Source organism: Tessaracoccus palaemonis (assembly GCF_019316905.1).
GTDB classification, from domain to species: domain Bacteria; phylum Actinomycetota; class Actinomycetes; order Propionibacteriales; family Propionibacteriaceae; genus Arachnia; species Arachnia palaemonis.
The window spans coordinates 2,083,258-2,094,981 of the sequence record NZ_CP079216.1; the positions used below are offsets into that span (position 1 = coordinate 2,083,258).

Consider the following 11,724-nt stretch of genomic DNA (forward strand, 5'->3'; position numbering starts at 1 on the left):
GGTCAGGCCTTCTTCTTGTGCGAGATGACGCCCTCGGCGACGTCCCGCATCGACTTGCGCATGTCCATCGCCGTCTTCTGGATCCAGCGGAACGCCTCAGGCTCGGTCAGGCCGAGGTCCTGCTGCAGGATGCCCTTGGCCTGGTCGATGACCTTGCGGGACTCGAGGCGGTCCTCGAGGTTGGCCAGCTCCTCTTCGATCGCGGTGATCTCCTGGAAGCGGCCCATGGCGATCTCGATCGCCGGGACGACGTCGGAGGCGCCGAAGGGCTTGACGACGTAGGCCATTGCGCCTGCATCGCGGGCCCGCTCGACGAGGTCGCGCTGCGAGAACGCGGTGAGCATGACGATGGGCGCGATGCGCTCCTCGGCGATGATCTCAGCGGCGGTGATGCCGTCCATCTTCGGCATCTTCACGTCCATGATGACCAGGTCGGGCTCGAGTTCCCTGGCGAGCTTCACGGCCTCCTCGCCGTCTCCCGCCTCGCCGACGACCTCGTAGCCCTCCTCGGTGAGCAGCTCGACCAGGTCCAGTCGGATCAGGGCCTCGTCCTCGGCAACCAGGACCGCGGGCTTCTTCTTATCCATACTTCGACTCTTCTCCCCTCGCCCTGAGAGGCGAGCTCCTCTGATCAAACCTGCGCTGAATAGTACCTTGCGCCTCCGGCGCACGCGAACTCGTGCCGCCTGCCCGCCGCTGGCCGTCGCCCGACGGGCTGTGGCTACAATGATCCTCGCTGCCCTCGCCCGGGTGGCGGAACGGTATACGCGGACGGCTCAAACCCGTCTGGTCGAGAGACCTTAGGGGTTCGAATCCCCTCCCGGGCACCTCCACAACACAAGGATCGGGACCCCTTGCGGGGCCCCGATCCTTGTCTACTGCTGCTCAGCCTCAGGCCTCGGGCAGGTCCTTGACCTTGTGCACGCGGAGGTTGTTGGTCTTTCCGGGGACACCCATGGGCGAGCCGGACACGACCACGATGCGCTCGCCGACCTCGATGAGGTTGTTCGTGCGCAGGTACTGGTCGACGGCGTCCACCATCTCCTCCTGCGCGGTGAACTCCGGCGTGATGTGCGTGTCGACACCCCACGACAGGGTCATGGTCTGGCGGGTCGACTTCTCCGGGGAGAACACCAGCATCGGGATGGGCGAGCGCAGACGCGACAGGCGGCGCCCGGTGTCACCCGACTTGGTGAACGCGACGAGGTAGCGGGCACCGATACGCTCGGCGACCTCGGCAGCCACCTTGGCCAGGATGCCGCCGGTGGTGTGCGGGTCCCAGTCGATGGTGTGGATCTCCGCGTGGCCCTCGCGCTCCGTCTTCTCGACGATGCGAGCCATGGTGGAGACGGTCTCGACCGGGAAGTCGCCGACCGAGGTCTCTCCGGACAGCATCACGGCGTCGGCGCCGTCGAGGACGGCGTTCGCGACGTCGGAAGCCTCGGCGCGCGTCGGGCGCGGGTTGCTGATCATGGACTCAAGCATCTGGGTGGCCACGATGACCGGCTTCGCCCACTTGCGCGCGGCGCGCACGATCCGCTTCTGGACCAGGGGCACCTCCTCCAGCGGCAGCTCGACGCCCAGGTCGCCACGGGCGACCATGAAGGCGTCGAAGGAGTCGATGATCTCCTGCAGGTTGGCGATCGCCTGGGGCTTCTCGAGCTTGGCGATGACCGGCAGGCGGCGACCCTCCTCGTCCATGATCTCGTGGACGCGCTTGATGTCGTCGCCGGAGCGGACGAAGGACAGCGCGATCATGTCGATGTCGGGGTGGGCGAGCGCCCAGCGCAGGTCACGCTCGTCCTTGTCGGACAGGGCGGGGACCGAGACGGCGACGCCGGGCAGGTTGATGCCCTTGTTGTTGGAGACCGGACCGGGGACGACCGTCTCGCAGACCACGTCGGTGTCGGTGACCTGGATGGCCTTCAGGGCGACCTTGCCGTCGTCGATCAGGATCTGGTCGCCGACGTTGACGTCGCCGGGCAGGCCCTTGAACGTCGTCGAGCAACGCTCCTTGGTGCCCTGGATGTCGTCGATGGTGATGGTGAAGATGTCACCGACGGCCAGGTACGGCTTCTCGTCGTTCAGGAAGCGGCCGAGACGGATCTTGGGGCCCTGGAGGTCGGCGAACACGCCGACGGTCTTGCCGGTGATGTCAGCGGCGGCACGGACATTCTTGAGCCGGGTGCCGTGCTCGTTGTAGTCGCCGTGACTCATGTTGAGTCGGGCGACATTCATGCCAGCGTTGATCAGGTCAACGAGGCGGTCAACTGCTTCGGCCGAAGGGCCGAGGGTACAAACGATCTTTGCTCTACGCACGGCGACAACCCTACCCGACGTCGTTGCAGGACGACACGGCGCCCTGGCTGGGAATCAGTCGGCCCGCACCAGATCGAGGGCCCGCTGCAGATCCGCAGGGTAGGGGGAGCTGAACTCGACATGGTCGCCGCGCGTCGGATGCGTGAAACCCAGGCCGACGGCGTGCAGCCACTGGCGGCCCAGCCCCAGCCTTGCCGACAGCACCGGATCGGCGCCGTACAGCGGGTCCCCGACGCACGGATGGCCGATCGCCGCCATATGCACCCGGATCTGGTGCGTGCGGCCCGTCTCGAGGTGGACCTGCAGCAGCGTCGCCGCCCGATGCGCCTCCAGCGTCTCGTAGTGCGTGACGGATGCGCGGCCACCTTCGAGGATCGCCATCTTCCAGTCCGCGCCGGGATGGCGGCCGATGGGCGCGTCGATCGTCCCGACGAACGGGTCGGGGTGCCCCTGCACGAGCGTGTGGTACGTCTTGTCCACCGTCCGGTCGCGGAACGCCTGTTTGAGCACGCTGTAGGCCACCTCGGATCTGGCGACGACCATCAGTCCGCTGGTGCCGACGTCGAGGCGCGAGACGATGCCCTGCCGCTCGGCGGCCCCCGACGTGGACACAGCGACGCCGGCGGCGGCCAGGTGCTCCACGACCGACGGGCCGTCCCAGCCGAGGCTGGGGTGTGCCGCGACGCCCACGGGCTTGTCGACGACGACGATGTCGGCGTCCTCGTGGACGATCCCGACGCCGTCGGCGAGCTGCGGGACCGCCGTCGCGGCGGTGGGCGCGGGATCCTCCAGCAGCTCGAGCAGCTCTCCACCGGCGACCTTCTGGGAGCTCTTGGTGACGATCGTCCCCGAGAGGCTGACGCTGCCGGCGTCGATCAGCAGCTCGATGCGCGCCCTGCTGTACCCCGACACCCGGGCGGCCACCGCGTCGACGCGCTGGCCCGCGAGGCCGTCGGGCACGATGAAGACGCTCACGAGGCCGCGGCCTTCCTCGCCTTGGCCTCGGCCCGGTCGGCGAACAGCGACCAGCCGATCACGATGCCGGCCGCCACCGTGATGCAGATGTCGGCGACGTTGAAGATCGCGAAGCCGCGCAGCGAGAACATGTCGATCACATGCCCGTGCAGCGCCGCCGGGGGCTGGAAGATCCGGTCGACCAGGTTGCCGGTGATGCCGGCGAGGAACAGGCCGGCCACGACGGCCTGCCACATGCGGTTCACCCGCGGCAGGACGACGAACAGACAGGCCAGGGTCGCCACCATCGCGAGGATGGTGAAGACGATGGTGGCCGAGGAGCCCATCCCGAAGGCGGCGCCGGGATTGCGGATCAGCTGCAGCTGCAGCAGGTCCCCGACGATCGGGACCGGCACACCGGGGGTCAGGAACGCGACGGAGGCCAGCTTGACCAGCTGGTCGACGGCGAGGCCGCCCAACCCGATGCCGCAGGCGACGAGGATCAGTGCGCTGCGGCGCACCTCAGCGCCGCTCCTCGCGCTGCTTGCAGGTCACGCACAGCGTGGCTCGGGGGAAGACCTGCAGACGCCCCTTGCCGATCGGCTGGCCGCACACCTCGCAGTAGCCGTACTCGCCGCTGTCGAAGAGCGCGATGGCCAGGCGCGCCTGCTCCGCCATCTCGCGGACGTTGGCCGCGAGGGAGACCTCCTGGTCCCGCTCGAAGTTGCTGGAGCCGACGTCCGCGGGGTCGCGGCCGGCTCCGTCGGTGCCGCCCTTGAGGAGGGACTGCAGCGTCTCCTCCGCGGAGCGGATGCGGCGCTCGAGGCGCTCGAGGTCGTCGGAGAGTTCAGCGCGCTGCTCGGCAATCTCCTCCGAGGTCCACGGGTCCTCGCCTTCGAGGACCGGGAGCGCCCGAACTTCGTCGGCGGCTTTCTTTGACGTGGGCATGTCGTAGCTCTTTCTGGCGGTTGCTGTCTGCGAAGGGTACACCACTGTGCACCACATGCAGGCAGCCGACCCCGCGCGGGGTCGGCTGCCCGATGAAGTGGGTGTGACTAGGACTGATCTCCGCTTGCCAGGGCATCGAGACGCGGGGTCTCCGACGGCCGCTGGGCGAGCTCGGGCACGTCGCCGGGCTCGGGGTGATCGTCGTTGACCGAACCGAGGAAGCGCTTGAGCGACTCCGTGAGGTTCTGGCGGTAGCTGGACTCGAAGCCTCGCAGCGCGGTGACCTTCCCGGCCAGCTCGCCCTGCTCGCGCTCCAGATCGGAGAACAGCTCGCGGCGGCGGTCGGCGGCCTGCTGATCGACGGCCGCGGCGCGCGCCTCCGCCTGGTTCGTCAGCTGCTCGGCGTTGACGCGGGCCTCCGACTCGACACGGTCGGCCTTGGTGCGGGCGTCCGTCTTGATCTCGGTGGCGCGCTGCTCGGCCTCGGCCAGCTTCCGCTGCGCCTCCGCCTGGGCCTCGTTCACGAGCGTGGTGGCCTGGTCGGTGGCCATCTGCAGCAGCCGGGTGACGGCGGGGGCGGCATCCTCGCTGGCCGTGACCGTCAGGTGCTGGGTGCCGGCGACATTGGTGACCCGCTCGGAGCGGGCCTTGTCGAACTCGGTGCGGACCTGGTCGAGCTGGTTCTGCAGCTGCTCATTCTGCGCGGTGAGCTCACGGACGCGACCCTCGGCCGCGGCCTGCGCGGCCGTCGCGTCGCCGCCGGCGCTGATCGCGGAGTTCAGGCGGTCCACCTCGGCGCGGAGCTGCGCGATGGTGTCGTCCTTGCCCTTCAGCTCCGACCGGAGATCGGAGTCGTCGCCGGCCGCCGGGGAGACGTTGGTCGCCTGGACGGAGTCGATCTCGCGGCGAAGACGCTCGCGCTCCTTCTCGAACTCGTCGAAGGTGACCTCGACCTTGTCGATGAACGTGTCGACGTCGCCCACCTGATAACCGACGTCACCGCGTCGCGTCATGCGGAAGCGGATCTGGCGGACCTCATCAAGGGTCAGGCTCATGCTTGCTCCAGTACTCGTCAAAGATGTGACCGGCCGAAGCCGGCGCTTTCAGCGTAGCCTAACGCCCTCGAGGCGCGCTGAAAGCTGCTAGTCGGGTTGAGATTGGCACCTGCTCCAGGCTCAACTCTGATTGAAGAACCCACCGGAGGCGATGCGTTCCTTGTCCTCCGGGCCGACCACCAGATTGTGGGGGCACAGGAGGAAGACCTTGCTCGAAACCCGCTCGATGTTGCCGCGCAGGCCGAAGATCAGCCCGGCCGCGAAGTCGACGAGGCGCTTGTCCTCGCCGTCCTCCATGTCCGAGAGGTTCATGATGACGGGGATGCCGTCGCGGAAGTTCTCGCCGATCACGCGCGCCTCGTTGTACGAGCGGGGTCGGACGCTGACGATGCGGCTCAGGTCGGCCACCTCCTTGTGCTCGACCGGCGTGAGCTGTGCGGGTCGCCTGATGGGCGCGACCTTGCTGATCTCCTGGCTCGGCTCCTCGTCGACGTAGACGTCGTTGGTCGCCTCGCCCTCGGCGTCGTGGTCCACGGGATCGTCGGTGCGGTACCGGCCGTCCTCGACGAGGCCCATCCACGCCGCAAGCTTACGAACGCCCACGATTCCCTCCTTGGCAGCTGCTGCGATTGTTCGCAAGGCTAGCGCGGCGCGGCTCCCGCACGGGGGCGACGCACCGGCGCGCCCCACTCACTTCATGAAGTCGGGGACATCCAGGTCGTCGTCGTCCTCGACCACCGGCGCGGGCCGCGGGGCCGGCGTCGGCTGCCCGGGCATCGCGGTGGCTACCGGCGCCGGCGCGCCGGGTCCGGGACGCGGCTGCGTCGCCGGCCGGACCTCCGGCTTGCGCACAGCGGCAACCTTCTTCTGCGGCTGGCCTCCGTCGAACCCGGCGGCGATGACCGTCACCCGGACCTCGTCGCCCAGCGCGTCGTCGATCACGGTGCCGAAGATGATGTTCGCCTCGTCGTGTGCCGCCTCCTCGATGAGCTGCGCGGCGGCGGAGACCTCGAACAGGCCGAGGTCGGAGCCGCCTGCGATGGACAGCAGCACGCCGTGCGCACCGTCGATGCTCGCCTCGAGCAGCGGGGAGCTGATCGCCATCTCGGCCGCGGCACGCGCGCGATCCTCGCCGCGGGCCGACCCGATGCCCATCAGTGCGGAACCGGCCTGGCTCATGATGGACTTCACGTCCGCGAAGTCGAGGTTGATCAGGCCCGGCGTCGTGATGAGGTCGGTGATGCCGGACACGCCCTGCATGAGCACCTGGTCCGCCTGCTTGAAGGCGTCGAGGATGGCGACCTGGTGGTCGGTCATCTGCAGCAGCTTGTCGTTGGGGATGACGATGAGGGTGTCGACCTCTTCGCGCAGCGACTCGATGCCGGACTCGGCCTGCGTGGAACGGCGGCGGCCCTCGAAGGAGAACGGCCTGGTCACCACGCCGATGGTCAACGCGCCGAGCGAGCGGGCGATCTTCGCCACGATGGGCGCCGCGCCCGTTCCGGTGCCGCCTCCCTCGCCCGCGGTCACGAACACCATGTCGGCGCCCTGCAGCGCCTCCTCGATCTCGTCCGAGTGGTCCTCGGCGGCCTGCCGGCCCTTCGCCGGGTCGGCTCCCGCGCCGAGGCCGCGGGTCAGCTCGCGGCCGATGTCGAGCTTCACGTCGGCGTCGCTCATCAGGAGCGCCTGCGCGTCGGTGTTGACCGCGATGAACTCGACCCCGCGGAGCCCCGCCTCGATCATGCGGTTGACGGCGTTGACGCCGCCGCCGCCGACGCCGACGACCTTGATCACGGCGAGGTAGTTCTGAGATGCGCTAGCCATGGGGTGAAGGCTATGGGAGTGGTCATGCATGAGTCCAACACCCCCGCCGATTCGCCTGCGAATCACCTCAAGTGGTACTTCAGGGTTTGACGCCCAGGGCTCGCGACCCGCACCCGGTCGTCACTTCGTGGTCGGGTGCAACGGGGCGGAGACGTCGTAGACGCTGGCGTCGACGGTGAGCAGCGCGGTGAGCACCTGGGCCTTGAGCTCGGACTCGTCCGCGCTCCCCCATACGACGGTGCGGCCGCCGGAGATGTGGAACTCGATCTGGTCGACCGCGTCCGCCTGGAAGCTGCGCACCTTCGCGGAGACGTCGTCGGGCAGGGCGAGCACGACGGTCGCTACATCGGCGAGCAGCCGCTGGTCGTCCGTGTCCGTCTCGACCTGGATGACCCCCGTGGGGTCGTCGGTGTGCCGGAAGACGACTCCGTCTGAGTCCACCCAGTCGACGCCGCCGTCGCGGGCGCGCTGGTACACCACGGCGCGTTCTGTCACGTCGATGACCACGGTCTCGGGAAACTGTGTGCCGACCGTGACGTCGCGCACCTCCGGGAGCGCGGCCACGCGGCCGCGGACTGCGGCGAGGTCCTGGCTGAGCAGCGGCACGTCCATCTCCACCTCGGCGGCCTGCACCACCTCGTCGGGCGTCAGCAGCGACGTGCCGTGCACCTCGACCCGTTGCGCGGTGAGCCACGGCGAGAACCAGCCGGCGTAGACGAGCGCGACGAACAGCAGCAGCAGGCCACCCCCGACGCTCCACCCGATCACCCTGCGCCGACGGTGCCTGACGCGGCGCTCCTGGAGGGCCTTGGCGAAGACGCCCGGGGGCAGCGGCTGCGTCACGGCGCGCTGGCTTCGGGGCGGTCGGCCAGCAGCGTGGCCAGCAGCGGGCCGACGATCGTCACGTCGCCGCAGCCGAGCGTGATGATCAGGTCCCCCGGGCGCGCGATGTCGTTGAGTGCCTCCGGCAGGTCGTACTTGTCCTTGACGTAGACGAGGTTCTCCTGGCCGTGGCGGCGCGCGGAGTCGACGACCAGTTCGCCCGTGACGCCGGGGATCGGGTCCTCCCGGGCGCCGCAGATGTCGTTGATGACGGCGATGTCGGGCTCGGTCATCACCTCGCCGAACTCCTCGACGAAATCCATCGTGCGGGAGTAGAGGTGCGGCTGGAAGCAGGCGATGAGCCGCCCGTTCAACCCGGTGGCCTCGTTGCCGGCCTCCGTGGCGCGGCGGGCGGCGCTCAGCGCCGCGTGGATCTCGGTCGGGTGGTGCGCGTAGTCGTCGTAGACGCGGATGCCGGCCGTGTCGGTGATGAGCTGGAAGCGGCGCAGCGTGCCGACGAAGCGGCCAAGCGCGGCGACCGCGTCGTCGTGCGTGAGGCCGAGGAGGCGACCGACGGCGTAGGCGGCCGAAGCGTTCTTGAGGTTGTGGTTGCCGGGCACCTGCAGCGTCAGCGGCCCCGACTCCTGCCCGTAGGTGAGGGTGGCTGTCACTCCCCCGCTGGCCAGCGCGCGCACGTCGTCGAAGCGGACGTCCGCGTCGGCGGCCTCGCCGTAGGTGATGACCTCCCTGCCCTCCGCCCGCAGCCGGTCGGCCAGGGCGCGCGAGCCGGCGTCGTCGACGTTGATGACGACGTGGCGGACCGACGGCCCGGTGGCGAACTCGTGGAACCCCTCGGCGTAGGCCTCCGGGGTGCCCCAGTTGACGAGGTGGTCCGCCTCCACGTTGGTGATCACGGCGATCTCGGTCGGATACTGCAGGAAGGAGGCGTCGGACTCGTCGGCCTCGACGACGAAGGCGTCGCCGGAGCCGAGCTCCGAGCTCACGCCGGACGTGGACAGCGCCCCGCCGATCACGTAGCTCGGGTCCCGGCCGGCCCCGCTGAGCATGGTCGCGGTCATGGCGGTGGTGGTGGTCTTCCCGTGCGTGCCGGCGATCGCCACGCCCCGCCTGCCGAGCATGAGCGCGGCGAGCGCCGCGGAGCGGTGCCACACGCGCAGTCCGCGCCGCCTTGCCTCGGCCAGCTCGACGTTGTCCTCGCGGATGGCCGAGGAGATGACGACGGTCTCGGCGTCGCCGAGGTGGCCGACGTCGTGCCCGACCCAGGTGCGCACGCCGACGCGCTCGAGGCTGCGCAGCGCCCTCGAGTCGGACTGGTCGGAGCCGGTGGTCGGGACGCCGAGCTCCGCGTAGAGGCGCGCGACCCCGCTCATGCCGGAGCCTCCGGCGGCGATGAAGTGCACCGGGCCGACGTCACGGGCGTCGACGACCTCGACGGGGCTGAGCAGCATCAGTTGCCTTTCTTCCGGGCGATCTCGAGGACGGCCCCCGCGAGGACGTCCGCGGCGTCGGAGGGATACAGCTCACGACAGGCGGCGGACATGCGCGTCAGGCGTCCGGGGTCGGCAAACGATGACGTCACCAACCCGGCCAGTCTATCCGGGGTCAGGGAGGAGTCCTCGACCAGCCACCCGGCGTCCGCCGCCACGAGCTCCGCGGCGTTGCGGCCCTGCTCCCCGTTGCCCCACGGCAGCGGCACGAAGATCACGGGCAGCCCGCTCACGGCGGTCTCCATCACCGTCCCGGCACCCGCCCGGCCGAGCATCAGGTCCGCGGCGGTGTAGGCGTGCGCCATGTCCGAGACATAGGGCACCGGCACGTAGGCGGCGCCGGAGGCGTGCCGCACGACGGTGTCCGCATCCGTGTAGTTCTTCATCCCGAGCACGTGCAGGATCTGGATGCCGGCGGCCAGGATCTGCTCCCTGGCCCCGTCGACGGCCGCGTTGATGCTGACGGCCCCCTGCGAGCCGCCCGACACGAGCAGCGTCGGCCGCTCGGGGTCGAGGCCGAACTCCGCGCGGGCCTCGGCCGGGGTCTGCGTCGGGTGCGTGATGGAGCGCTTCATCGGCAGCCCGATCAGGCGCGACCCGCGCATGGTGGTCTCGGGGAACGTCGTGGCCACGTAGGCGGCGAACCTGGCACCGACCTTGTTGGCGATGCCCGGCAGCTTGTTCGCCTCATGCACGACGACGGGGACGCCAAGCGTGCGGGCGGCGAGGTAGGCCGGGATGGAGACGTAGCCGCCGAAGCCCACCAGCGCATCGGCGTGTGCCTCCTTGAGCACCCGGCGCGCCTGGCGCACGGAGCGGGTCAGCGTGTACGGCAGCCGGACGAGGTCGAGGTTGACGGTGCGCGGGAGCGGCACCGGATCCACCAGCCTGAGCGTCAGCCCGGCCTCGGGGATGACTCTGGTCTCCAGCCCCTTCGGGGTGCCGATGCAGGTGATAGACGCCTGCGGGTCCCGCTCGACGATGGCCTTGGCCGTGGCGATCAGCGGCGACGTGTGCCCCGCGGTGCCGCCACCTGCCAGCACGATGCTGGTCACGGGTCAGTCCTCCTTGGTGGCCGCCATGACCGAGGTCATGCGCGGCCGCGACTTCTTACTCGGGCGCGACGCGCGGTAGGTGCGCGCGGCCGGCGTGTCCCGGGCGATCGACAGGAGCACGCCGACGCCCATCAGCGAGGCCATGAGCGCGGACCCACCATAGGACATGAACGGAAGCGGGACGCCGAGCACCGGGAGCAGGTGCATCACGACGAAGATGTTGATGACGGCCTGCACGACGAACCAGCCGGTCAGGCCCGCGGCGACGATGCGGTTGAACATCTTGTCGGAGCGCAGCGCCGTCTCGAGGCCGGCCCAGGCGAGCAGCGCGAACAGCCCGATCACGAGCAGCACGCCGAACAGGCCGAGCTCCTCGCCGAGCACCGCGAAGATGAAGTCGGTGTGGGCGCCGTCCTTCAGCCCTCCCCACTTCTGCTTGCCGGCCCCGAGCCCGGCGCCCCACCAGCCGCCGGAGGCGAGCGCGTAGAGGGCGGCGATGGGCTGGCTCGACAGGTCCGCGTCCGAGGACGGGTCGAGGAAGATCGCGATGCGGCTCATGCGGTTGGGTGAGCCGTGCACCAGCAGGACCATCGTGACGACCGCGAGCGTGAACGACGGGAGCAGGATCTTCCAGGACGTGCCGACGAACCACAGGATCAGCACGAGGATCAGGCCGAGGATGATGCCCGTGCCGAGGTCGCGACCCGCGAGCACCAGCACCAGCACGAGCCCGCCGAACGGCACGAACGGGAAGGCGAGCTGGAGGACCTCGTGCAGCCGGCCGCGCTTGTTGTGGAAGATCGTCCCGCACCACACCACGAGCGCCAGCTTCGCGAACTCGGAGGGCTGGATCTGGATGGGACCGAGCACGAGCCAGTTGACGTTGCCGCCCGAGCCGACGCCGAGCGGTGTCAGGACGAGCAGCAGCAGCACGACGGCGATGCCCCAGGCGAGCCAGCCGAAGCGGCGCAGCACATCCGGGGGCACGAACACGAGGATCGCGGCCGGCACGAGCCCCACCGCCAGCGAGCGGGCCTGCCTGATGAGGTAGAAGTACGGACTGACGCCGCTGGCCTGCGCCATGGCGGCCGAGGCGGACAGGACCATCAGCAGCCCGAGCCCGACCAGCACCGTCACGGAGCCGAGCACGAGGTAGAACGGCGCCATCGGGGAGGCGAGGAGTGCACGGACAGAGCGGAAGGCGGAGGGCCGCGGCCGCGCTACAGCCTGGGTGGCCAT

Annotated in this window: 12 protein-coding genes and 1 tRNA gene; 1 reads left to right on the forward strand and 12 read right to left on the reverse strand. The window is 69.8% G+C overall.

What is annotated here, in order from left to right:
* Positions 1-2 precede the first annotated feature (2 nt).
* Positions 3-587 carry an ANTAR domain-containing response regulator gene (locus KDB89_RS09455; protein WP_219080490.1) on the reverse strand — a complete coding sequence of 195 codons (585 nt, stop codon included), beginning with the start codon at positions 585-587 and terminating at the stop codon, positions 3-5.
* A gap of 157 nt (positions 588-744) precedes the next feature.
* Here KDB89_RS09455 and KDB89_RS09460 point away from each other — a divergent pair.
* Positions 745-827: transfer RNA gene (locus KDB89_RS09460), tRNA-Leu, on the forward strand.
* Positions 828-891: 64 nt separating this feature from the next.
* Here the strand turns inward: KDB89_RS09460 and pyk are convergent.
* From pyk to ftsW, 11 genes are all read right to left on the reverse strand, one after another.
* Positions 892-2,319: a pyruvate kinase gene (pyk, locus tag KDB89_RS09465; protein ID WP_219080492.1), complete on the reverse strand. Its 1,428-nt coding sequence runs from the start codon at positions 2,317-2,319 to the stop codon at positions 892-894.
* 54 nt (positions 2,320-2,373) lie between these two features.
* On the reverse strand, positions 2,374-3,294 hold the full coding sequence (locus KDB89_RS09470) for an RluA family pseudouridine synthase (protein WP_219080494.1): 921 nt from the start codon (positions 3,292-3,294) through the stop codon (positions 2,374-2,376).
* A complete protein-coding gene (locus KDB89_RS09475) occupies positions 3,291-3,794 on the reverse strand; it encodes a signal peptidase II (RefSeq protein ID WP_219080496.1) in 504 nt (167 codons plus the stop codon). The genes KDB89_RS09470 and KDB89_RS09475 overlap by 4 nt, the downstream gene beginning before the upstream one ends.
* A 1-nt stretch (position 3,795) precedes the next feature.
* Entirely contained in the window at positions 3,796-4,221 is a 426-nt protein-coding gene (locus tag KDB89_RS09480; RefSeq protein ID WP_219080498.1) for a TraR/DksA family transcriptional regulator, read from the reverse strand.
* 107 nt (positions 4,222-4,328) lie between these two features.
* Positions 4,329-5,276, reverse strand: a complete 948-nt coding sequence (locus KDB89_RS09485) for a DivIVA domain-containing protein (protein WP_219080500.1) — start codon at positions 5,274-5,276, stop codon at positions 4,329-4,331.
* Positions 5,277-5,396: 120 nt separating this feature from the next.
* Entirely contained in the window at positions 5,397-5,882 is a 486-nt protein-coding gene (locus KDB89_RS09490; RefSeq protein WP_219084270.1) for a cell division protein SepF, read from the reverse strand.
* 84 nt (positions 5,883-5,966) lie between these two features.
* Positions 5,967-7,100 carry a cell division protein FtsZ gene (gene ftsZ, locus KDB89_RS09495; protein WP_219080502.1) on the reverse strand — a complete coding sequence of 378 codons (1,134 nt, stop codon included), beginning with the start codon at positions 7,098-7,100 and terminating at the stop codon, positions 5,967-5,969.
* Positions 7,101-7,220: 120 nt separating this feature from the next.
* Entirely contained in the window at positions 7,221-7,943 is a 723-nt protein-coding gene (locus KDB89_RS09500) for a cell division protein FtsQ/DivIB (RefSeq protein ID WP_219080504.1), read from the reverse strand.
* Positions 7,940-9,394, reverse strand: a complete 1,455-nt coding sequence (gene murC / locus KDB89_RS09505; RefSeq protein WP_219084271.1) for a UDP-N-acetylmuramate--L-alanine ligase — start codon at positions 9,392-9,394, stop codon at positions 7,940-7,942. The genes KDB89_RS09500 and murC overlap by 4 nt, the downstream gene beginning before the upstream one ends.
* The gene (gene murG, locus KDB89_RS09510) at positions 9,391-10,485 is read right to left on the reverse strand and encodes an undecaprenyldiphospho-muramoylpentapeptide beta-N-acetylglucosaminyltransferase (RefSeq protein WP_219080506.1); all 1,095 of its coding nucleotides are present in this window, start codon (positions 10,483-10,485) and stop codon (positions 9,391-9,393) included. The genes murC and murG overlap by 4 nt, the downstream gene beginning before the upstream one ends.
* 3 nt (positions 10,486-10,488) lie before the next feature.
* On the reverse strand, positions 10,489-11,724 hold the full coding sequence (gene ftsW, locus KDB89_RS09515) for a putative lipid II flippase FtsW (RefSeq protein WP_219080508.1): 1,236 nt from the start codon (positions 11,722-11,724) through the stop codon (positions 10,489-10,491).

Coding starts and splice junctions, on each gene's coding strand:
- ftsZ (WP_219080502.1), bottom strand. CDS start 7,100: ATGGCTAGCGCATCTCAGAACTACCTCGCCGTGATCAAGGTCGTCGGC.
- KDB89_RS09480 (WP_219080498.1), bottom strand. CDS start 4,221: ATGCCCACGTCAAAGAAAGCCGCCGACGAAGTTCGGGCGCTCCCGGTC.
- ftsW (WP_219080508.1), bottom strand. CDS start 11,724: ATGGCCACCCAGGCTGTAGCGCGGCCGCGGCCCTCCGCCTTCCGCTCT.
- KDB89_RS09455 (WP_219080490.1), bottom strand. CDS start 587: ATGGATAAGAAGAAGCCCGCGGTCCTGGTTGCCGAGGACGAGGCCCTG.
- KDB89_RS09485 (WP_219080500.1), bottom strand. CDS start 5,276: ATGAGCCTGACCCTTGATGAGGTCCGCCAGATCCGCTTCCGCATGACG.